At 63.1% G+C, this 20,903-nt stretch carries 17 protein-coding genes and 3 tRNA genes; 6 read left to right on the forward strand and 14 right to left on the reverse strand.

Translation table 11 applies throughout. The annotated features are described in order from the left end of the window. Positions 1–66: 66 nt before the first annotated feature. The 8 genes from L0U80_RS07530 to tig all read right to left on the reverse strand — a co-directional run bounded on the left by L0U80_RS07530 (position 67) and on the right by tig (position 9,255). Positions 67–2,004 (reverse strand): SurA N-terminal domain-containing protein, encoded by a 1,938-nt coding sequence (locus L0U80_RS07530; protein WP_233863340.1) that lies wholly within the window; start codon positions 2,002–2,004, stop codon positions 67–69. 112 nt (positions 2,005–2,116) lie between these two features. Then, a tRNA-Asp gene (locus L0U80_RS07535) sits at positions 2,117–2,193 on the reverse strand. A gap of 64 nt (positions 2,194–2,257) precedes the next feature. Further along, positions 2,258–2,333: transfer RNA gene (locus L0U80_RS07540), tRNA-Val, on the reverse strand. Between the two features lie 88 nt (positions 2,334–2,421). Continuing rightward, complete coding sequence (locus L0U80_RS07545; RefSeq protein WP_124150560.1) at positions 2,422–2,694, reverse strand: HU family DNA-binding protein; 273 nt, start codon at positions 2,692–2,694, stop codon at positions 2,422–2,424. A 285-nt stretch (positions 2,695–2,979) separates the two neighbouring features. After that, on the reverse strand, positions 2,980–5,406 hold the full coding sequence (gene lon / locus L0U80_RS07550; protein ID WP_233863341.1) for an endopeptidase La: 2,427 nt from the start codon (positions 5,404–5,406) through the stop codon (positions 2,980–2,982). A gap of 191 nt (positions 5,407–5,597) precedes the next feature. After that, positions 5,598–6,869 carry an ATP-dependent Clp protease ATP-binding subunit ClpX gene (gene clpX / locus L0U80_RS07555; protein WP_233863342.1) on the reverse strand — a complete coding sequence of 424 codons (1,272 nt, stop codon included), beginning with the start codon at positions 6,867–6,869 and terminating at the stop codon, positions 5,598–5,600. A 224-nt stretch (positions 6,870–7,093) separates the two neighbouring features. Further along, on the reverse strand, positions 7,094–7,747 hold the full coding sequence (clpP, locus tag L0U80_RS07560) for an ATP-dependent Clp endopeptidase proteolytic subunit ClpP (protein ID WP_233863343.1): 654 nt from the start codon (positions 7,745–7,747) through the stop codon (positions 7,094–7,096). A 161-nt stretch (positions 7,748–7,908) separates the two neighbouring features. After that, complete coding sequence (gene tig / locus L0U80_RS07565; RefSeq protein ID WP_233863344.1) at positions 7,909–9,255, reverse strand: trigger factor; 1,347 nt, start codon at positions 9,253–9,255, stop codon at positions 7,909–7,911. A 588-nt stretch (positions 9,256–9,843) separates the two neighbouring features. Between tig and L0U80_RS07570 the strand changes: the two genes are divergently transcribed. Then, on the forward strand, positions 9,844–10,992 hold the full coding sequence (locus L0U80_RS07570) for a glycerate kinase (RefSeq protein WP_233863345.1): 1,149 nt from the start codon (positions 9,844–9,846) through the stop codon (positions 10,990–10,992). A gap of 203 nt (positions 10,993–11,195) precedes the next feature. Further along, on the forward strand, positions 11,196–11,642 hold the full coding sequence (locus tag L0U80_RS07575) for a MarR family winged helix-turn-helix transcriptional regulator (protein ID WP_233863346.1): 447 nt from the start codon (positions 11,196–11,198) through the stop codon (positions 11,640–11,642). A gap of 112 nt (positions 11,643–11,754) precedes the next feature. Here the strand turns inward: L0U80_RS07575 and L0U80_RS07580 are convergent. Continuing rightward, a tRNA-Leu gene (locus tag L0U80_RS07580) sits at positions 11,755–11,841 on the reverse strand. Positions 11,842–12,141: 300 nt separating this feature from the next. Between L0U80_RS07580 and L0U80_RS07585 the strand changes: the two genes are divergently transcribed. Continuing rightward, positions 12,142–12,975 carry a squalene/phytoene synthase family protein gene (locus L0U80_RS07585; RefSeq protein WP_233863347.1) on the forward strand — a complete coding sequence of 278 codons (834 nt, stop codon included), beginning with the start codon at positions 12,142–12,144 and terminating at the stop codon, positions 12,973–12,975. A 24-nt stretch (positions 12,976–12,999) separates the two neighbouring features. Here L0U80_RS07585 and L0U80_RS07590 read toward each other — a convergent pair whose 3' ends face one another. The 3 genes from L0U80_RS07590 to L0U80_RS07600 all read right to left on the reverse strand — a co-directional run bounded on the left by L0U80_RS07590 (position 13,000) and on the right by L0U80_RS07600 (position 16,342). Next, complete coding sequence (locus L0U80_RS07590; RefSeq protein ID WP_233863348.1) at positions 13,000–14,220, reverse strand: DUF1501 domain-containing protein; 1,221 nt, start codon at positions 14,218–14,220, stop codon at positions 13,000–13,002. A gap of 70 nt (positions 14,221–14,290) precedes the next feature. Beyond that, positions 14,291–15,859: a DUF1800 domain-containing protein gene (locus L0U80_RS07595; protein ID WP_233863349.1), complete on the reverse strand. Its 1,569-nt coding sequence runs from the start codon at positions 15,857–15,859 to the stop codon at positions 14,291–14,293. 141 nt (positions 15,860–16,000) lie between these two features. Further along, positions 16,001–16,342, reverse strand: coding sequence for a hypothetical protein (locus L0U80_RS07600; protein ID WP_233863350.1), 342 nt, complete (start codon positions 16,340–16,342; stop codon positions 16,001–16,003). A 224-nt stretch (positions 16,343–16,566) separates the two neighbouring features. Between L0U80_RS07600 and ompR the strand changes: the two genes are divergently transcribed. The 3 genes from ompR (at position 16,567) to L0U80_RS07615 (ending at position 19,419) form a co-directional block, all read left to right on the forward strand. Next, positions 16,567–17,301 carry an osmolarity response regulator transcription factor OmpR gene (gene ompR / locus L0U80_RS07605; protein ID WP_027814652.1) on the forward strand — a complete coding sequence of 245 codons (735 nt, stop codon included), beginning with the start codon at positions 16,567–16,569 and terminating at the stop codon, positions 17,299–17,301. A 45-nt stretch (positions 17,302–17,346) separates the two neighbouring features. Next, positions 17,347–18,696: an ATP-binding protein gene (locus tag L0U80_RS07610; RefSeq protein ID WP_233863351.1), complete on the forward strand. Its 1,350-nt coding sequence runs from the start codon at positions 17,347–17,349 to the stop codon at positions 18,694–18,696. Between the two features lie 165 nt (positions 18,697–18,861). Further along, positions 18,862–19,419, forward strand: a complete 558-nt coding sequence (locus L0U80_RS07615; RefSeq protein WP_233863352.1) for a peroxiredoxin — start codon at positions 18,862–18,864, stop codon at positions 19,417–19,419. A gap of 175 nt (positions 19,420–19,594) precedes the next feature. Here L0U80_RS07615 and ispF read toward each other — a convergent pair whose 3' ends face one another. Continuing rightward, positions 19,595–20,074 carry a 2-C-methyl-D-erythritol 2,4-cyclodiphosphate synthase gene (gene ispF, locus L0U80_RS07620; RefSeq protein ID WP_233863353.1) on the reverse strand — a complete coding sequence of 160 codons (480 nt, stop codon included), beginning with the start codon at positions 20,072–20,074 and terminating at the stop codon, positions 19,595–19,597. Positions 20,075–20,117: 43 nt separating this feature from the next. After that, positions 20,118–20,831, reverse strand: coding sequence for a 2-C-methyl-D-erythritol 4-phosphate cytidylyltransferase (gene ispD / locus L0U80_RS07625; protein ID WP_233863354.1), 714 nt, complete (start codon positions 20,829–20,831; stop codon positions 20,118–20,120). Positions 20,832–20,903: the final 72 nt, after the last annotated feature.

Here is a 20,903-nt window from a genome sequence, read left to right on the forward strand (position 1 = left end):
CAAAGCAAAAAGCCCCGCAGGTGCGGGGCTTTTGTACTGCGTGCACGGCCGAACCGTGCGGGCGGCTTACTGCCCGTCGCCGGACTGGCCAGCCGCGCCGAGCGAGCCGAAATACTTCACCTTGGAGCGGTCGCGCAGCGCATCGAGATACGCCTGCACTTGCGACTGTCCGCCCACGCGTGCAAGTTCCTGCTCCGCGGCAGCGAGATGCCCGCCGTCGGCGGCCGGTGCATTCGTGACTGCGTTCACGCGATAGATCGCAAAGCCGTCCGCGCCGAGATCGACACCGACAAAACCCGGCAGCTTCTGCGCATCGACCTTGAAGATCGCCGCGAGTGCATCATGCGGCAAGCCCTGGGTGTCGTTGCGCGAGACTTTCACGGCCGGCGAGAATCCATCAGCCGATGCCGACTTCCTCAGCGCAGCGAGCTTCGCCTCGCCATCCTTGCGCGCAAACTCTGCAGCCTGCTGAGCGATGACCCGCTGGCGCACGACATCCTTGACCGTCGCGAACTCGGGCGTCGCAGCGGCCTTGAAGCTCGTGACGCGCGCTGCGATCAGCGTGCCGTTGCCAACGTCAATCGCCTGGGTGTTGTTGTGCTGGTTCACCGAATCGTTCGCGAACACCGCGTCGAGGAACTTCTGATTGTTTAGCGGGCTGTCCGGCGGCAGCGCGGCATTCGGCTTCGGCGTGACCGTCGCGGTCTGGATGGTCAGCTTGAACTTGTCGGCGGCCGGCTGCAGGGTCTTCGACTGCTCATAGACGATCGACGTGAAACCTTCGGAAGCATCGGAAACCAGCTTTGCGGCCTGCTGAGTCTTGACGTCGTTGATGATCGAAGCTTTCACCTCGTCGAAAGGCTTCGTCGTCGCCGGCTTGATATCAGTGACCTTGACGATGTGATAGCCGAAGTCCGACTGGATCACATCGCTGATCTGGTCCTGCTTGAGCTTGAAGACTGCGTCGTCGAACGCCGCGCCGCCCGCGATCATGCCGCGGCCGAAGAAGCCGAGGTCGCCGCCCTTCGCCGCCGAGCCCGGATCCTGCGACTCCTTCTGGGCAATCTGCGCGAACTGGTCGGGATGCGCCTTCACTTGCGCGAGGATCGATTCGGCCTTCTGCTTCGCGGCAGTTCGATCGGCTGCGCTAGCGTCCTTCGGCGCGGCGATCAGAATGTGGCTCGCACGGACCTGCGCATCGGTGCGGAAGTGCGCGATGTTGTCGTTGTAGAACTGCTTGAGATCGGTATCGGAAGGTTGAACGTTCGCCGCGACCGTCGCCGCCGACAGCACCAGATACTGGATCTGTGCCGTGGCAGGCGTTGCGAAATCACCCTTGTGCGCGTCGAAGTAGGCCTGCAGTTGCGCGTCGGTCGGCTGCACTTTGGCCGTATAGGCGGCTGCGTGGAACGCGAGGGCCTGCACTTCGCGCTGCTGCCCGGAGAGCGCCGTCAGCTGCTGCGCGAGCGACTTCGGCGTGAACGCGGTGCTAACGATGGCCGAGGGCAGTTGCTGCATCGCGAGGCTGTAGCGCACGCGTTCCTGGTACTGCTCGGGCGTCATGCCCTGCATGGCGAGCAACTGCGTGTAACGGTTGAGATCCATCGAACCGTCGGGATTGCGCAGCGACGAAATCACCGGATCGGCCAGCAAGGTCCGGCGAACGGCCTCGTCCGAGGCGGTCAGATGGAGGCGCTGCGTCTCGTCGATGAGCACGCGCTGCTGAATCAGACCGTCGAGAATGTCCTTGCGATGCTGCGGCGTGTCGAATAGGGTCGCGTCGAAATTCGCGCCCATGACCTGGCGGGCCTGGTCGAGTTGCGCGCGGGCGGCGTTGTCGAACTCGACGCGTGTGATCTTGTAACCGCCGACGCTCGCGACGTTCGCACTCTCGTCGAAGAAGCCGCGGAAACCTTGAATGCCGACGAAGCCAAGCCCTGGCAGAACCACCAGGAGCAGCATGAACATCATCAGGCGTTTGTGATTGCGGAAAAAGTCGAGCATGCTTGACAGAGCGAAGGGAGCGTCAAAAAAACGGAACGCCCGATATTACCTCAGAGGACAATAAAAAAGGCGAACCGTACTTTGCTTTCGGTTCGCCTTCCTTACTCAGATCTGGCGGAGCGGACGGGACTCGAACCCGCGACCCCCGGCGTGACAGGCCGGTATTCTAACCAACTGAACTACCGCTCCGTGCGGCTGCACTTTACAACTGCGCGGCACCTGCAATTTTGCACATGCCTGTGAAACCGGAAACTGGTGGGTGCTGAGAGGCTCGAACTCCCGACCTACGCCTTGTAAGGGCGCCGCTCTACCAACTGAGCTAAGCACCCAGCTTCGCGATTCCTGAACTGCTCTTTATGCTTCTTCGGCGTTGGCTCGCGCGCTTGAATCCACATGCAACGTCAGCCAACGAGCCCGCTAGTTTAGCGCATCTTTCAGCGCTTTACCAGGCCTGAATTTCGGGACCTTGGCGGCCTTGATCTTGATCGCGTCACCGGTGCGCGGGTTACGTCCCGTACGCGCCGTACGCTTGCCGACGGCGAACGTACCAAATCCGACCAGCGTGACCGTTCCGCCCTTCTTGAGTGTGCCCTTCACGCCGCCGATTACGGCGTCGAGTGCACGTCCTGCTGCCGCTTTTGAGATATCGGCTTGTTGAGCGATGTGGTCGATTAAATCCGTTTTATTCATTCCAACCCCCGAGAATGTGTTTGAGCAAACGTCAGGACGCTTTGTGCGTCGGGAGATAAACAGACGGCCCCGGTTATGCTCCGGGCTCGCTCATTTAAAGGGTCCGAAACAACGGTGTCAAGCGGAATTCAGCGTGGCGGGGCGCGGGTTTTCGAGGACTTCCTCAGGCGCGTGATGCTGCGACGCTACGCATCGTGCGCGGGACGAAAAAAAACCCGCGGACCAGGCCGCGGGTTTTCGGTGCGTCTGCCGGCCACAGCACTTCGCTGTGGCCGGCGTTCAGCTTTAATGCTTGACGACTTCGGTCGCGCCAGCGTCCGTCTTTTCGGCGACGGGCGCCTTCGCCTCTTCTGCCTTCACTTCTTCTTCCGGCAGAGCCTGCGGCACACGTTCGAGCGCAAGTTCGAGCACCTTGTCGATCCAGCGGACCGGCACGATTTCGATTGCGTTCTTCACGTTGTCCGGAATCTCCGAGAGATCCTTGACGTTCTCTTCCGGGATCAGCACGAGCTTGATGCCGCCGCGATGCGCCGCGAGCAGCTTCTCCTTCAGCCCGCCGATCGGCAGCACTTCGCCGCGCAGCGTGATCTCGCCCGTCATCGCAACATCGGCGCGCACCGGGATGCCCGTGAGCACGGACACCAGCGCCGTCGTCATCGCGATACCGGCGGACGGACCGTCCTTGGGCGTCGCGCCTTCAGGCACGTGGATGTGGATGTCCTGCTTCTCGAACGCCTCATCCTTGATACCGAGACGCCGCGAGCGCGAGCGCACCACCGAGCGTGCCGCTTCGACCGACTCCTTCATGACGTCGCCGAGCGAACCCGTGCGGATCACGTTGCCCTTGCCGGGCATGACCGCCGCTTCGATCGTGAGCAGATCGCCGCCAACTTCCGTCCACGCGAGGCCCGTGACCTGACCGGTCTGGTTTTCCTTCGCGGCGAGGCCGAAGTCGTACTTGCGCACGCCGAGGAACGTGTCGAGGTTTGCGCCATCGACCGTCACCGCGCCCTCTGCCTTCTTCAGCAGCAACATCTTCACGACCTTGCGGCAGATCTTCGAAATTTCACGCTCGAGCGAACGCACGCCCGCTTCACGCGTGTAGTAACGAATGATGTCGCGGATTGCACTTTCCGTGACTTCGATCTCGCCGGCCTTCAGGCCGTTGTTCTTCTTCTGCTTCGGCAACAGATAGCGCTGCGCGATGCTGACCTTCTCGTCTTCCGTGTAGCCCGAGAGGCGGATGACTTCCATCCGGTCGAGCAGCGGCGGCGGGATGTTCAGCGAGTTCGACGTGGCGACGAACATCACATCGGAGAGGTCGAAATCGACTTCGATGTAGTGGTCGGCGAACGTGTGGTTCTGCTCCGGATCAAGCACTTCGAGCAGCGCCGACGACGGATCGCCGCGGAAATCCATGCCCATCTTGTCGACTTCGTCGAGCAGGAAGAGCGGATTGCGCACGCCGACCTTCGCGAGGCTTTGCAGGATCTTGCCCGGCATCGAACCGATGTACGTACGGCGGTGACCTCGAATTTCGGCCTCGTCACGCACGCCGCCGAGCGCCATACGGACGAACTTGCGGTTCGTTGCACGCGCAATCGACTGGCCGAGCGAGGTCTTGCCGACGCCCGGAGGCCCGACGAGGCACAGGATCGGCGCCTTGACCTTTTCCACGCGCTGTTGCACCGCGAGATACTCGAGAATGCGTTCCTTGACCTTCTCGAGACCGTAGTGGTCTTCGTCGAGCACGGATTCGGCGTTCGAGAGGTCGTTGTTGACCTTGCTCTTCTTGCGCCACGGCAGGCCAATCAGCGTGTCGATGTAGTTGCGCACAACGGTGGCCTCGGCCGACATCGGCGACATCAGCTTGAGCTTCTTGAGCTCAGCGTCGGCCTTCTTCTTCGCTTCCTTCGGCATGCGCGCGGCCGTGATGCGCTTCTCGAGTTCTTCGAGATCGGCACCCTCTTCGCCTTCGCCCAGTTCCTTCTGGATTGCCTTGACCTGTTCGTTCAGGTAGTACTCGCGCTGGCTCTTCTCCATCTGGCGCTTCACGCGGCCACGGATGCGCTTCTCCACCTGGAGAATGTCGATCTCGGCTTCGAGCTGCGCGAGCAGATGCTCGAGACGCTCCACGACAGGGAACATTTCGAGGATGTGCTGCTTTTGGTCGAGCTTGAGCGGCAGGTGCGCGGCGATAGTGTCAGCGAGACGCCCGGCCTCGTCGATGCCCGACAGCGACGTCAGGATCTCCGGCGGGATCTTCTTGTTGAGCTTCACGTACTGGTCGAACTGCGACACGATCGCGCGGCGCAGCGCTTCGGTTTCAGCGCTGTCGGCGTGGTCGGGTTCGAGCGGCATCACATCGCACGAGAACTGCGTTTCCTGCTCTTCGATCGAGAGCGTCTTCGCGCGCTGCAAGCCCTCGACGAGCACCTTCACCGTGCCGTCGGGCAGCTTGAGCATTTGCAGGATGTTTGCGACGCATCCCACTTCGTACATGTCTTTTTCGGTCGGCTCATCCTTGGCGGCGGTCTTCTGTGCGACGAGCATGATGTGCTTGCCGCCCTCCATCGCTGCTTCGAGGGCCTTGATCGACTTCGGGCGCCCCACGAAAAGGGGAATCACCATATGCGGGAAAACTACTACGTCTCGCAGCGGCAGCAGCGGGAGCGTGGTGCGTTCCGGCGGAAGGAGTTGGGTTCCTGACATTTCATTTCCCCATGAATGGAATCAGTTCGTTCGATAGGTGAGGCCTGCACCAGCAATTGCAAGCCTCCAGCTTGTGGGAAAAGTTCAGTGACTCCAAAAAAGTGCGCCATCGACCTCAAGATAAACTAAAAAGCCGTTCATCCCATTGTATGAACGGCTTTTCCCCGAAACTCTTTAGCCGGTCATCACCATCAATTGGACCCTGCAACCTTCGGAGCGTCTTCGTAGATCAGAAGCGGTTTGCCGTCGCCGTCGATGACGTTGTCGTCGATGATGACCTTGCTCACGCCCTTCATGGCGGGCAAGTCGTACATCACGTCGAGCAGCGCCTGCTCGAGGATCGAGCGCAGGCCACGCGCACCGGTCTTGCGGCGGATCGCCTTGCGGGCGACAGCCTGCAGCGCAGCCGGGCGGATCTCCAGTTCCACGCGCTCCATGTTAAAGAGCTTGTGATACTGCTTGACGAGTGCGTTCTTCGGCTCGACGAGGATCTTCATCAGCGCCGTTTCGTCGAGCTTGCCGAGCGTCGCCACCACAGGCAGACGGCCGATCAGTTCCGGAATCAGGCCGAACTTGATCAGGTCTTCGGGCTCCACTTCGCGCAGCACTTCACCGGCGTCGCGCTCCTGCTTGCTCTTCACGCTCGCGCCAAAGCCGATGCCGGTCTTCTCGGTACGGTCGGTAATGACCTTTTCGAGACCGTCGAACGCGCCGCCGCAGATGAACAGGATGTTGGTCGTATCGACCTGGATGAAATCCTGATTCGGGTGCTTACGACCGCCTTGCGGCGGCACCGAGGCCATGGTGCCCTCGACCAGCTTGAGGAGCGCCTGCTGCACGCCTTCGCCCGACACGTCGCGCGTGATCGACGGGTTGTCCGATTTGCGGCTGATCTTGTCGATTTCGTCGATATAGACGATACCGCGCTGCGCCTTCTCAACTTCGTAGTTGCAGTTCTGCAGCAGCTTCTGGATGATGTTCTCGACGTCCTCGCCCACGTAACCGGCCTCGGTCAACGTGGTGGCGTCGGCGATCACGAACGGCACGTTCAGAAGGCGCGCAAGCGTCTGCGCGAGCAGCGTCTTGCCCGAGCCCGTCGGCCCGATCAGCAGGATGTTGCTCTTGGAGAGCTCGACTTCGTCCTTCTTGTCGAGATGCTTGAGGCGCTTGTAGTGGTTGTACACCGCCACCGCGAGGATCTTCTTCGCGCGCTCCTGCCCGATCACATACTGGTCGAGGATGTCGCGGATTTCCTGCGGACTCGGAAGGTCCGAGCGCGACAGTGCGGCGTCGACGCCCGCGCCCACCGCTTCGTCGCGAATGATCTCGTTGCACAGGTCGATGCATTCATCGCAGATAAACACCGACGGCCCCGCAATCAGTTTCTTTACTTCATGCTGGCTTTTGCCGCAGAACGAGCAATACAACAGCTTTTCGCTGTTAGATCCTTTCTTGTCCGCCATGGAAAGATGAGCCTCCGGACACTCTGTTACATGATACTACGCCGTTTCCCCCGGCCACGCCGGCCCGGGGGGCGCATGAACCGCTTGCTGTGACGGCGTGTGGGCCGCAGGCTGCGAGCGCTTTTTTTAGATTATTCCACACCGCCCGTGCGGCGCTGCCAATCCCCTTTTACACGGGGGTAAAGTCCCGAAGAAAAGCGGGCGACGCGCCGGAGCGGGCAAAATCAGGGACGCTTGTGAAGCACCTGGTCGACGAGCCCGTAAGCCTGCGCGTCATCGCCGGACATGAAGTTGTCGCGGTCCGTGTCGCGCGCGATGCGCTCGACCGGCTGACCCGTGTGGTGCGCGAGCATCTGGTTCAGGCGCTCCTTCAGGTACAGGATTTCGCGTGCCTGGATTTCGATATCCGACGCCTGGCCGCGCGCGCCGCCGAGCGGCTGGTGGATCATCACACGCGAGTTCGGCAGCGCAAAACGCTTGCCCTTCGCGCCCGACGCCAGCAGGAACGCGCCCATGCTGGCCGCGAGGCCCATGCAAAGGGTCGAAACGTCCGGCTTGATGAACTGCATCGTATCGTAGATCGCCATGCCCGCCGAGACCGAACCGCCCGGGCTGTTGATGTACAGGCTGATGTCCTTGTCGGGATTCTCGCTTTCGAGGAACAACAGCTGCGCGACCACGAGGTTCGCAGTCTGATCGTTCACTTCGCCAACCATGAACACCACGCGCTCCTTGAGCAGGCGCGAGTAGATGTCGTACGAACGCTCGCCGCGGCCGCTCGTCTCGACGACGATCGGCACGAGCCCGAGCGCCTGCGTTTCGAGGTCCCGCGTTGCGTGGGAGGTCAACGTATCCAGCGATTGAGCGCGAATGGTCATGCGATGCATCCTTGTCTGGAAAGGTTCTTCTGGTAAACCTGTATGGCGACGGACGCCGCGTAATTCAACCACACGATGAGCATGGCCAAATTACACGGATACAAAAACGGCGTGCTCGCCGTCGGTCGCTCCGACAGCCGGCACGCCGTTGCGCAGTCGCCTTAAGCCTGCGCCGTCGCGCTTGCCAGTTCTTCGAAGCTCACTTGCTTGTCCGTCACTTTAGCCTTGCCGAGCACGAAGTCCACGACGTTCGATTCGACGACGAAGGCTTCCATTTCGGCGAGACGCTGCTGGTTGGAATAATACCAGCGCACGACTTCCTTCGGGTCTTCGTAACTTTTCGCGAATTCGTCGACTTCGGCACGAATCTGCTCCGGCTTCGCTTCAAGGCTGTTCGCCTTCACGAGCTCGGCCAGCACGAGGCCCAGCTTGACGCGGCGCTCGGCTTGCTCCTTGAACATTTCGGCCGGGATCGGCGCGTCCTTGGCGTTCGGCACGCCGCGTTGCGCGAGGTCCGCACGCGCCATTTCGACGAGGCGGTCCTGGTCTTGCGCGACGAGTGCGTTCGGCACGTCGAGTTCAGCAACCTTCAGAAGCGCATCCATCACCTGGTTCTTGACGATGGCCTGGGTGCGGCGCTTCGCTTCGCGCTCGAGGTTTTCCTTGATCTCGGCGCGCATCTTGACGAGGTCACCGTCGGCGATGCCGAGCGACTTCGCGAATTCCCCGTCGATTTCCGGCAGGTGCGGCCACTCGACCTTGTGCATCGTGATCGTGAACTTCGCCGTCTTGCCCGCGACGTCCTTGCCGTGGTAGTCCTCAGGGAACTTCAGGTCGAATTCGCGCGACTCGCCTTCCTTCAGGTCGAGTGCAGCCGTTTCGAATTCCGGCAGCATGCGGCCTTCGCCCAGCACGAACGCGAAGCCTTCCGCGCTGCCGCCGGGGAACGCGACGTCGTCGATCTTGCCGACGAAGTCGACCGTCACGCGGTCGCCGTTCTTCGCTGCGGCTTCGGCGCCGCCGTCACCGTGCTCGCCTGCCTCGCCACGTGCGTGGAAGTGCACGCGCTGCTTGCGCAGGATGTCGAGCGTGCGGTCGATTTCGGCTTCGGTGATCGTCGTGGTCGTGCGCTCGATTTCAGCTGCCGCCACGTCGCCGAGCTTGACTTCCGGATAGACCTCGAAAGTCGCGTCGAACGCGTAGTCGCCTTCAGCGGCGTCGGACTTCGGCGCGAAGCTCGGCTGACCGGCAACGCGCAGGTTCTCGGCACGGCTGATGTCGAAGAATTCCTTACCGACCTTGTCGCTCAGGACTTCGGCTTCCACCTGGCCCGAGTACTGCTGCGTCACCATCTTGAGCGGCACCTTGCCCGGGCGGAAACCCGGCATGCGCACGTTCTTCGCGAGTTGGCGGATGCGCGACTCAACTTCTTTCTGCACGGCATCCTTCGGCAGGGAAATCGTCACGCGGCGTTCGAGCTTACCGAGGTTTTCAACAACGTTAGCCATGGCTTCAATCGTCCTAAATTTGTTCGAGCGAATCAGTAATCTTTGCTGTGCCGCGGCCCGCCTGCCCAACTGGGCAAACCGGACACGCGGTGAGGCGATCTACAGCACCTGCGCCTCATTGCGCCGCTTGCAGGTGCTTGCCTGCGCCCGTCGCTGGCACTCCCGCGCCGCATGTCGCACGCCCGGCCAAGGCCGAAGGTGCGTTTTGGACCCCATTCCGGATCCTGTCCATCCGGCTTGCGGCACCGGAATGGCGGCTTGCGACGCGGTTCCGTCAAAAGAGCCAAGTATTCTAGCAAACTATTTCCGCCATCAAATGGATTCGCCGATCTAGTTAGCCCCGAATTCGGCCAAAACACGCCTTTTTACGCGTTGTGAGCACGCCAAACGGGCCTAAACGGGGTTCAGGCCGAGGTCGATGCGACGCACGCAGCGCCCTGCCACACCGTCACTTCGACCGCCAACCCGCGCTTTTCACCAGCTGCGTATCCAGCGAGCCAGGCCAGGCTGTTAAGCTTACGGACAAGCCGGACGCCCCGCCGGCCCCAGCCGACGCCCAAACAAGACAACTTTCCGAACAGAGACACCATGTCCAACCCGTCGTCTGACACGCCTGTCGTCGTCATTGCCCCCGATTCGTTCAAAGGTTCACTGAGTGCGGACGCGGTCGCAGCCGCGATCGCCGAAGGCATCCGCCGCGCCCGCCCGGACGCGGACATTCGCATCTGCCCCATGGCCGACGGGGGCGAAGGCACGCTCGACGCCATGCTCTCCGTCGGCGGCGAGCGCCGCCTGATCGGCGTACGCGGCGCCGCTGGGCCGACGCGAGACGCCGCAGTCGGCCTGCTGCGTGACGGCAGCGCGGTCGTGGAAACGGCCGAGATCGTCGGCATCACGGATCCAGTGGGTATGAGTGTGCCGGTAACCGCGCGCAGCACGATCGGCATGGGCGAGGCGATCCGCGCGCTGCTCGACGACGGCGTGCGGCGCTTCTATGTCGCACTCGGCGGCAGCAGCACGAACGATGCCGGCGCAGGGCTGCTCGTGGGCCTCGGGATGCAGATTTTCGACGCCGGCGGCGCCTCCGTCGAGCCGACGCCGGAGGCGCTCGCCCGCGTGGCGCGCGTTGACGTGTCGGGCCTGGATGCTCGCCTCGCAGAAGCTTCGTTCGTTGCGATGTCCGACGTCGACAACCCGCTTACGGGGGACCACGGCGCGACAGCGGTCTTCGGTCCGCAAAAGGGCGTGAAGCCGGACCAGGTCGCACTGATCGACGCGTCGCTCGCGCGCTTCGCCGACCTCGTCGAAGCCGCGCTCAACCGTCGCGTGCGCGACGAAGCGGGTTCGGGTGCCGCGGGCGGCCTCGGCTTCGCGTTGCGCATCCTCGGCGCGAGCTTCGAGCCCGGCGCCGAGGTCGTGGCGCGTCAGATCGACCTCGATGCTGCATTAAGCGGCGCGAACTGGCTCATCACCGGCGAGGGACGTTCGGACGTGCAGACACTGCACGGCAAAGCGCCCTTCATCGCGTGCCGCCACGCGCAGGCCGCGAACGTGCCTGCAACCCTGCTCTCAGGCGCCATCGATCCCGTCGCGCTGCCGCGCTTGTCGGAACACTTCAGCGGCTGCTTCTCACCGGCACCCGGACCGATCACGCTCGACACCGCGATCCGTGACGCTGCGAAACTGTTAGCGAACGAAGCGGAACAACTCGCGCGTCTTCGCTTCGATGCACGCTGACGCTACAACGCGCTTCTGCTTAAGCTTCTCCCTGAACTTCTCGCTAAACGATTAAAAGATGCGTGCGCCACGTTCTATGCGTGGCGCGTGTTTTCACTCTACGTGTTTGCACGCTACGCGTTGACCCGCGAGCCGGTTGCGGCAACAATCACATCACGCGCGACACGATCGCGCGCCCCCTCGTTTATGCAACCGGGACGACCATGAAGGCAAGCAAAGCCGGACTCGAGCAGTTTCTGACCTATCGACTCCATGTCCTGAACAAGCTCTCCGAACGGGGCAGCAGCGATCGCTATCAGGCGAAGCTCGGCATCACGCTGCCCGAAGCGCGCCTCATTGCTGCAGTGGGCGCATTCGGCCCGTTCTCGGTGATGGAACTCGCACGCCACGCCAATCTCGACAAGAGTCAGGCGAGCCGTGCAGCGGAAGCTTTGATGCGCCGTGGGCTCATGCGCCGCGATGCGAGCGAGGAAGATGGCCGCCTCGTGCTCGTGTCGCTCACCCCCGAAGGACGTGTGCTCTACCGCAAGGTGATGCCCGTCGCGCGCAAATGGAATCTCGACTTCTTCTCGTGTCTCGACGACAAGGAGCGTGAGATTTTGCGCCGGGTGCTCGACAAGGTCATCAACGCCTCGCTGGCCGAAGGCTAGCAGTGAGCGTCGACTGAAAGGTCAGAGGAAACGAAGGCCGCTGCAAAGCGGCCCTGGAGAATTGCTGCCTGGATTCGTTCGCTCTGCGGACGTTTCCAGCGCAAAGATGAGGTGGTGCGTGAGGCCGGACTCGAACCGGCACACCCTTGCGGGCGTCAGGACCTAAACCTGGTGCGTCTACCAATTTCGCCACTCACGCGAATCTTTTCGCCTGGTCAGCAGGACCGCTGCGTATTTTGTGACTGCGTTTTTGTGAATTTCTCGCGTGCGGATCAACCTGATTCAACCTTATACGCTTTGGCGTGACCGATGGGCGCGGTTTCCCGCGTACACAGTCCCAAAAGCGCAAGCGCGAGATTCTAACCGATTGGCTTGCGCTTGTCTGCATAGGCATGCGCGGCAGCGCTACACACGATGCTAGAATCGCGCGTCTGCCGCCGCGGCCCGGGCCGTTGCCCGTTCCTCTGCGCCGCGGCGCACCTTTCCCCCTCCGAACGCCGTGAACTTCGACGATTACTGCCTGCAAAAGGCGGCTCCCCCCGGATCGAGCACCTACTATGCGCTGCGCCAGGCAAGTGCCTCACGCCAGCCACTCATCGCTGCCCTCTTCGCGCTGCGCCGCGAACTGGAAGAAACCGCAAAGGAAACGAGCGACCCCGCGGTCGGACGCACGAAGCTTGCGTGGTGGCAAAAGGAGCTGGCCGCGCTGGCGGGCGGAACGCAGGCACATCCCGTGACGCAGGCGCTCGCGCATCACCTCGGCGACGTCCAGGCCGCATACCCCGGGCTTCAAGCACTGCTCGCCGGCTTCGAAATGGACTTCGAGCAGGCGCGCTATCTCGACTTCGCCAATCTGCGGCGCTACATGGAGGGTGTTGGCGGCACGTTCGCCACGCTCGTAGCGCGCGTGAGCGCACGCGAGCCCGATGCCGCCGCGCAATGGGCCGCGCCACTCGGCAATGCGCTGATGCTTGCGCAACTCGTGCCTGAGATCGGCAACGACGCGCGCCATGGTCGCATCTATATTCCGATCGACGAACTGCAGCGCTACAACGTCACCGCCGCCGATCTGATCAATCGCCGCTACAGCGACGAATTCGTCGAACTCATGCAGTTCCAGACGACACGTGCACGCGAAGCGCTCACCGCCGCACTCGACGCCATTCCTGCCTCCGAACGGCGCGGCCAGCGAACGCTGCGCTCGCTCGCCGCGCTGTCGTTCGCGCTGCTCGATGAGGTCGAGCGCGAGCGCTTCCAGGTACTGCATCAGCAGATCGTGCTGACGCCGGTACGCAAACTCTGGATCGCGTGGCGCGCGGCACGGCGCGCCTGAACTGCACACATCGCCACGCCGTGGCTATACGCGCAGAAGCGGCAGCGGCGCGTAACGTCCCTGCAGCACGGCCTGCGCGTCGAGCCCCCACCACGGGCCCAGCACCGTCGAGTAGATCTGCCGGAAATCGACACCCAACGGCAAGTTTCCGTTGCCGTCCAGTTGCGCGAGTTGCGGCGCCTGACCGTAGAGGCCACCCGCCACGCGACCGCCGGCCACGAAATGAGCGGACGCCGTGCCGTGATCGGTGCCGCGACTCTGGTTCTCCCGCACGCGCCTGCCAAACTCCGCATACGTGACGATCATCGTGCGGTCCCAGCGGCCAAGTTCGACAAGCGCGCTGCGCAGCGCCACCATGCCCGCGGCGAATTGCTGAAGCAGACCCGCGTGCCGGCCCGGCTGGTTCTGATGCGTGTCGAAACCATTAAGCGTGAGCCGGATCGCCGCGACACCCTTACCCGGCACAGGTTCACCCCGCGCCGTGTCACCCGATGCGAGCGCCTCCATCGCCGTCTTGATCGACGTGCCGAATCCCCCTTGCGGGAATACCGTCTTCAGCACGTACTGACCGGGCTGCGGACGCAACTCGTCGGCAGCACGAACGATGTCGTTCTCGACGTCGAGGATGTGTGCGAGCGCCGGGTTGCGCTCTTTCAGTGAGACCGGTGTGACGAACCGCGACGCGAGCGCGAACTGCGCTGGATTCACAAGCGCGATCGCGCGCGCGCCGTTCGCGAGCGGACCCATCTCCGCGCTGCCGAGCACCAGTGCGTCGGCAACGAAGCCCTCCGGCACCGGCGCGCTGGCGAACGCCCGCGTGAGCCAGCCTTCGCGCAGGTACTGATCGGAGCGAGACGCGGTGTCCCAGATCTCGATCGAGCGGAAGTGCGAAAGATTCGGCTGCGGATAGGTCACGCCCTGCACAATCGCGAGTTGCCCCGCGCGCCACATCGGCAGGAGCGGCGCGAGCGCCGGATGGAGCGCGGTGCGCTCATCGAGTTGGATCGCCTGATCCCGGCGCACGCCAATGTTCGGGCGATAGCTGTAATAGAGCGGATCAGCGAACGGGACGACCGTATTGATGCCGTCATTGCCGCCCTTGAGTTCGATAAGGATCAGCAGATTGTCGTAGCCTCTCGCGAAAGGACCCGGCGACGCCGCGCCGGTCTGCGCGCGCACCATGCGCGGCAGACACAGCGACGTCCCCGCCGCAGCGGCCGCAGCCAGAAACTCGCGTCGCTTCATCCTGTGTCTCGCTCTTCATGGCGGCCGCATGCGCAGGACCGTCGTTTGGTTCGTTTCGTGGTTCGACTGATCATTTCAACTGGTACACCGGATCCATCAGCAGTGCTTCGAGATACGCGCGCGCGTTGCTGCCCGCGGCGATCGCATCGACGGGCTCGAGCGGAAGCACCGCGTGCTGCATCTTCAATTGCGCCGTCAGGCCTGGCACATCGTCTGCGTTCACACCGAATTGCGCAAGCCATGCGTCGAGATCGAAACGCATGCTGCCCTGCGCCACGCGCGCGGGGGCGCCCATCCGCGCGTCAGCCTTCATCATCATGCCGGGCCTGCGCACGCGCGTCGGTTCGGTCGCGCGAAACAACTGCGCGACGAATTGCTTGCGCGCAAGGAGTGTCGAACTGTTGATCCACATCAATCCACCAGGCCACCCTTTCACATTCGGCGGATCGAACAGCTTCTCGCCAAGCGAGGCCGCCGTCCGTGCGAAGGGCATCGTTTCGCCATAAGCGACGTCGAATCGCCGCACCGTGCCCGCGATAAACTCCACCGGCGAACTCACCATTACCCCGCGATTGCGCTCGTCCCAGAACGCGGGCGTGAGCAGCAGCGCCCGCATGCCCGTCTTGATGTCGTAGCCGCTCGCGCGCAGCGCTTGCGCAACCGTCTGGAGTTCGTCGTTGTCGGGGGTATCGGAGACGAACTCGCGCCATAGTTTCGTCGCGATGAAACGTGCAGTCTGCGGCTCGCCGAGCAGGATGTCGAGCACCTCGTCGCCGTCGAACGCTCCGCTGTGGCCAAGCACCGTCTTCTCGCCATCGTCGTGTTGCCCCGGCCGCCACACGTAGCGCCAGGTATCGGGATCGACGCCCCAGCCCGTATAGGCCCTCGCCGCTTCTGTTACGTCGCGCTGCGTGTACTGCCCCTCGCCCAGCGTGAACAGCTCCATCACCTCGCGTGCGAAGTTCTCGTTGGGCTTGCCCTTGCGATTGCTCGCGCCGTCGAGATAAAGCAGCATCGCCGGATCTTTCGCGACCGCATGCAGCAAGTCGCCGAAACGGCCGAGCGCGTCGCGCCGTAACAGTGCATTTTGCGCGGCCATTAACTGTGGATCACGCACCTTGTCCTGACCGGACGTGAAGTGGTTGTGCCAGAAGAGCGTCATGCGCTCCGTGAACGGTGAAGGCGTGACGAGCATCTCGTGCAGCCACCATGCGCGCAAGTCGTCGTAGCGTTCGCGACGCAGACGCTGTTCGTCGCGACGCTGGTCCGGTGTCCACGTTGCACGTTGTGCACGTGTCGCGGGTGCATCGGTTGTCCACGAGGGCAGCGGCGTGAGCGCCTCATGACGCGACGACGCGAGCACGCGCGCAACCGCTTCGCCGCGCGTGAGTCCGACGTAAGGCGTGACTTCCGCTGTGGTGGGCGCGAAGCCCGTGCGCACGAGCAGGTGGCGAGCGTCGCCGGGGTCGAGCAGCAGGTCAACGCCTTCCGCCGATAGACGCGCACTCGCCTCATGCGTACGACGGCCGTTCGCTGCGCCGGGTGCGTCGCCAGCCGACGCTCGCGAGGGCGAGTTGCTCGTGAGCCAGACACCTGCCGCCGCAAGGCGCGACGATGCGATCGACCTGATCGGTTTCATGCCGTCCCGGGTAAAAGTGAGCACGCGAGTCACAGCGGCAGCTCGCACACAATGACTCTAGCCGCTTAACGGACGATCCGGAACGGATGTTGACTGCGCAATTGCTACGGAATTTTTCAGTGATGTGCCAGAGCGGCGGCGTCAGCGCTTGTAGAGTTCGCGGACCGCGTCCTCGATATGCTGGCGCAGGAGGCGACGCTCTTCGGGCGTCATGTGGCCGTCGCGGCGTCGCTCGTCGAGATCGGGAGGAACGCCGGGTGTGCGCGGATTGGGATCGGATGCGGGACGCCCGGGCGGGTCATTGTGCAAGCGCTGCCCGGTCGACTTGTAGCCTGCGGAATGGGAGGTCGGGCGAGGACGGTCGAACCGGTCAGCGGAAGGTTGGGCGCTGGCCTGGACCGAATCCAATGCGGCCACGACGCCACCGGCCAACGCCAGTGCAATCATGGTGAGGCGCATTGTCGGCCTGCCCCCTCCCTTCATTATGTTTCCTTCGTGACGCGGCAAACGGCTACCTCGAAAGCGTGCGGACCCGCGTTGACGCGGAAGACAATTAAAAGTCGGGTGAAGTATCTACCGAACGGCCGCATTCCGTAAAGCAGTCTATCCGTCAGCCTTTAATGACGTGGCACAGGCTGGGTAAATCTTGTAACCGACTGTAACCTGATAATTGGTGCAAACTCGCACCACGATCCAATCGCGATAAGATGCCAGGCATGGAAACCAAAAACCCATCCAAAATCCTCGTCGTCGACGACGATCCGCGGCTGCGCGATCTGCTGCGGCGTTATCTCGGCGAACAAGGCTTCAATGTTTACGTCGCCGAAAACGCACCCGCGATGAACAAGCTGTGGGTGCGCGAGCGTTTCGACCTGCTGGTGCTCGATCTCATGCTTCCGGGCGAGGACGGCTTGTCAATCTGCCGTCGCCTGCGCGGCAGCAATGATCGCACGCCGATCATCATGCTCACGGCGAAGGGTGAGGACGTGGACCGCATCGTCGGTCTGGAAATGGGCGCCGACGACTATCTGCCAAAGCCGTTCAATCCACGCGAGCTGGTCGCGCGCATCCATGCAGTGCTGCGCCGCCAGGCGCCGTCGGAACTGCCGGGCGCGCCGTCGGAAACTACCGAGGTGTTCGAGTTCGGCGAATTTGCACTGAACCTCGCCACACGCACGCTCACCAAAGCTGGTCAGGAGATTCCGCTCACTACTGGCGAGTTCTCGGTGCTGAAGGTGTTCGCGCGTCATCCGCGTCAGCCGCTTTCGCGCGAAAAGCTCATGGAACTCGCGCGCGGCCGCGAATACGAAGTGTTCGACCGCAGTCTCGACGTACAAATCTCGCGGCTGCGAAAGCTGATCGAGCCGGATCCCGGCAGCCCGCGCTTCATTCAAACGGTCTGGGGACTCGGCTACGTGTTCATCCCCGACGGCGCAGCCTGACCCGTCTGGATGTCTGCCATTCCTTTGTCTGACAGGAAAGGGCCCATGCGGATTGACCGGCGTCTGCTGACGCTTGCGTTCGGCGACCTGTTCTGGCGTACCTTCCTGCTGATCGCACTCCTCATTGCGGTCAGTCTTGCGGCGTGGTTCCAGAGTTTTCGCGTGATCGAGCGGGAGCCGCGCGCGCAGCGCGTGGCCCTGCAGCTCGTCGCGATCGTCAAGCTCACACGCACCGCCCTGCTCTATTCCGATCCCGACCTGCGCCGCGCGCTGCTGCAGGACCTGGAGAGCAATGAAGGCGTGCGCGTCTACCCGCGCGAAACCACCGACAAATACAAGCTCCAGCCCGACGAGTCGCTCAACCGGCTCATCGAGCACGACATCCGCGGACGCCTCGGCGACGACACGGTCATCGCCCAGTCGGTGAACGATATTCCTGGCGTCTGGATCAGCTTCAAAATCGACGATGACGATTACTGGGTCGCGCTCGACCGCGAGCAGCTCGATAACGTCACGGGCCTGCAATGGGTCGGATGGGGGGTGTCGGCGCTTGCGCTTTCGCTGTTCGGCGCGGCGTTCATCACGAGCCTCGTGAACCGGCCTTTCGCGCGGCTCGCGATGTCGGCGCGCATGGTCGGCTCCGGCCAGTCGCCTGCGCCATTGCCGGAGAGCGGCATGGGCGTGGCCGCGGAAACCAATCGAAGCTTCAACCAGATGGTGCGCGACCTCGAACAACTCGAGGCCGATCGCGCGCTCATGCTCGCGGGCATCTCGCACGATCTGCGGACACCGCTCGCGCGGCTGCGGCTCGAGACGGAGATGAGTCCGTCCGACGAGTCGACCAAGGAGGCGATGATCGACGACATCGAGCAGATGGACTTGATCATCGGACGCTTCCTCGACTATGCGCGTCCGGTCCAGCGCCTGCCCGAGCGCGTCGACCTCTCCGTGATCGCGAGTGAAATGGCCGCGCGCCTCGCGAGCGAAGACGGCGTGCGAATGATCACGCGCCTTGCGCCGACCGCGCTGATCGAAGCCGACGACACCGACATGCGCCGCGTGGTCGGCAACCTGATCGAGAACGCGCGTAAGTACGGTGCGAGCGAAACGGACGGCATTCCACACATCATGCTCGAGACGCGCGTTTCGCATTCGCGGGTCGAGCTTTCGGTCGTCGATGAAGGTCCTGGCATTCCCGAAGATCAGATCGCGCTCGTCACGCGACCGTTTTATCGCGTCGACAACGCCCGCACTCAGGCCAACGGCACCGGCCTCGGCATGGCGATCGTGCAGCGGCTCGTGGGTCGCTACCGTGGCGCGCTGCGCTTGCGCAACCGCATGCCCGGCCCCGGCCTCGAAGTGACAATCGAATTTCCGCTCGCCAAGGGCGTGTAATCCGGGGACGCGGCGGCCCACTTCACTGCCTCACACGGGCCGCATTCTCGTGCGGCGAACGTCGCCCTGGAGCTAACGACGCAACAAGCGTGCGGCGGCTTCGAATAGCGCGATCGCGTTCGTCAGGGCCATCCTGCCGGTCACTCTCTCACCAGGAGCTGACGCATGAAAACCGTGGGCGACAAACTCGAAGCCTTCACCGTCACCGCAGCGAAGCCGGGATTCAATCATCCAGAAGAAAACGGCGAGTCGGCGTTTCAGGAAATCACCGAGCAGACATTCGCGACGAAGTGGAAAGTCATCTACTTCTATCCGAAGGACTTCACGTCTGACTGCGCCACGGAAATCGTCGGATTCGCGCGGTTACGCAAAGAGTTCGAGGCTCGTGACACTATGCTGATAGGCGGCAGTTGCGACAACGAGCACGTAAAGCTCGCGTGGCGCCGCGAAGACAAGGACCTCGACCGCCTGAACCACTTCTCGTTCGGCGATGTGAAAGGCGAACTGATCGACATGCTCGGCGTACGCGACAAGGACGAAGGTGTGGCGCTGCGCGCCACCTTTGTCGTCGATCCCGACAATACGATCCAGCACGTCAGCGTGGACAATCTGAACGTCGGGCGTAATCCCGACGAAATCCTGCGAGTCCTCGACGCCCTGCAGACAGGGCAGATGTGCCTGAGCGGACGTCCCGTCGGCGGCACCACGCTTCAGGTGCGATAACGCGTTGGTGTGGTAGCTACGTGAGCCGCTGGCGGATTGTCGCTTCGAATTCCCATTTCCATTCGAACGTCGATTCTTCGGCCGCAGGTATTCAGGAATACGAAATCATGCGCGAACCCCGGTCACAAAACCGGAGGCGCGCGCCGTCACATCGTCGGCGCGCTTGTCGCGCGCATCAAGCGCGCATGAGCAGCACGGCGGCCTGCGCCTCGATGCCCTCGCCCCGGCCCAGATAGCCGAGCTTTTCATTCGTCTTCGCCTTCACGTTGACGCGATCGAGCGGCAGCTTCAGATCTTCGGCGATATTCGCACGCATCGCGTCGATATGCGGTGCGAGCTTCGGCGCCTGCGCGATCACGGTGCTGTCCACGTTGACGAGCGCGAATCCCGCTTCCTCGACACGTCGCAGGCACTCGCGCAGCAGCACGCGGCTGTTCGCGCCATAGAAGTTCTTGTCGGTGTCGGGAAAATGCCGGCCGATGTCGCCAAGCGCGGCGGCGCCGAAAAGCGCGTCGGTGATCGCGTGCAGGAGCACGTCGGCGTCCGAGTGACCGAGCAGTCCGCGCTCATACGGCACCGTCACGCCGCCAATGATGAGCGGGCGTCCCGGCACCAGCGCGTGCACGTCGTAGCCTTGTCCGATTCTGAGGTCCATGGGTGGGGTTATCCGTGTTGGTTATCGTCGCGCGCCGAGCCGCTCAACCGCCCGACGGCCGGTTGAGAATCGCTTCCGCAAGCGCGAAATCTTCGGGGTACGTCACTTTGAAATTGCGCAGGCTGCCCTGCACGAGGCGCGGCGAATGACCGAGCCATTCGATCGCGCTCGCCTCGTCGGTGAGATCGTGGCCGTCCTGCTGCGCGCGCTCGATGGCCGTGCGCAACATGCCAATGCGGAACATCTGCGGCGTTTGCGCCTGCCAGAGTCCGTCGCGGGCTTCGGTGCGGGCGATGCGCGGCGCGCTGCCCTCCGGATCGACACGTTTGAGCGTATCGGCAACGGGCAACGCCATGATCCCGCCCACCGCATCGTCCTTCACGGCGTCGACGAGCGACCGGATCAACGCGGGTGTGATGCCGGGGCGCGCCGCGTCGTGCACGAGCACCCAGTCGTCATCGCGCGCGCCGAACTCGGCGAGCGCGGCGAGGCCGTTGTAGACCGACGCCTGGCGCGACGCGCCGCCACAGCGACGCACGGCGAAGCGCAGACCGCCGAAGCGGCGCGCGTCGAAGTGTCCGTCGTCGGGAGCGATCACGACGAGCGTCTGGGAGAATTCGCTGCAGGCGTCGAAGGCGGCGAGCGTATAGTGCAAAAGGTCGCGGCCGGCGACCATCCGGTACTGCTTCGGCATGGCCGAGCCGGAACGGCTGCCGGTGCCGGCGCACGGAATCAGGGCAAACAGGCGTGGTGTCACGGTGATGCAAGCCGTATGAGTCAAAGTAAGGGACGGATTTTATAATAGATGCTTTGCCCGCACGGCGGACGC

It is taken from the genome of Paraburkholderia adhaesiva (assembly GCF_021390575.1).
Lineage (GTDB): Bacteria > Pseudomonadota > Gammaproteobacteria > Burkholderiales > Burkholderiaceae > Paraburkholderia > Paraburkholderia adhaesiva.

What these genes read in the sequence shown, in the direction of transcription:
- L0U80_RS07530 (WP_233863340.1), bottom strand. Translation starts at nt 2,004, where the DNA reads ATGCTCGACTTTTTCCGCAATCACAAACGCCTGATGATGTTCATGCTG.
- L0U80_RS07545 (WP_124150560.1), bottom strand. Translation starts at nt 2,694, where the DNA reads ATGAATAAAACGGATTTAATCGACCACATCGCTCAACAAGCCGATATC.
- lon (WP_233863341.1), bottom strand. Translation starts at nt 5,406, where the DNA reads ATGTCAGGAACCCAACTCCTTCCGCCGGAACGCACCACGCTCCCGCTG.
- clpX (WP_233863342.1), bottom strand. Translation starts at nt 6,869, where the DNA reads ATGGCGGACAAGAAAGGATCTAACAGCGAAAAGCTGTTGTATTGCTCG.
- clpP (WP_233863343.1), bottom strand. Translation starts at nt 7,747, where the DNA reads ATGACCATTCGCGCTCAATCGCTGGATACGTTGACCTCCCACGCAACG.
- tig (WP_233863344.1), bottom strand. Translation starts at nt 9,255, where the DNA reads ATGGCTAACGTTGTTGAAAACCTCGGTAAGCTCGAACGCCGCGTGACG.
- L0U80_RS07570 (WP_233863345.1), top strand. Translation starts at nt 9,844, where the DNA reads ATGTCCAACCCGTCGTCTGACACGCCTGTCGTCGTCATTGCCCCCGAT.
- L0U80_RS07575 (WP_233863346.1), top strand. Translation starts at nt 11,196, where the DNA reads ATGAAGGCAAGCAAAGCCGGACTCGAGCAGTTTCTGACCTATCGACTC.
- L0U80_RS07590 (WP_233863348.1), bottom strand. Translation starts at nt 14,220, where the DNA reads ATGAAGCGACGCGAGTTTCTGGCTGCGGCCGCTGCGGCGGGGACGTCG.
- L0U80_RS07595 (WP_233863349.1), bottom strand. Translation starts at nt 15,859, where the DNA reads ATGAAACCGATCAGGTCGATCGCATCGTCGCGCCTTGCGGCGGCAGGT.
- L0U80_RS07600 (WP_233863350.1), bottom strand. Translation starts at nt 16,342, where the DNA reads ATGAAGGGAGGGGGCAGGCCGACAATGCGCCTCACCATGATTGCACTG.
- ompR (WP_027814652.1), top strand. Translation starts at nt 16,567, where the DNA reads ATGCCAGGCATGGAAACCAAAAACCCATCCAAAATCCTCGTCGTCGAC.
- L0U80_RS07610 (WP_233863351.1), top strand. Translation starts at nt 17,347, where the DNA reads ATGCGGATTGACCGGCGTCTGCTGACGCTTGCGTTCGGCGACCTGTTC.
- L0U80_RS07615 (WP_233863352.1), top strand. Translation starts at nt 18,862, where the DNA reads ATGAAAACCGTGGGCGACAAACTCGAAGCCTTCACCGTCACCGCAGCG.
- ispF (WP_233863353.1), bottom strand. Translation starts at nt 20,074, where the DNA reads ATGGACCTCAGAATCGGACAAGGCTACGACGTGCACGCGCTGGTGCCG.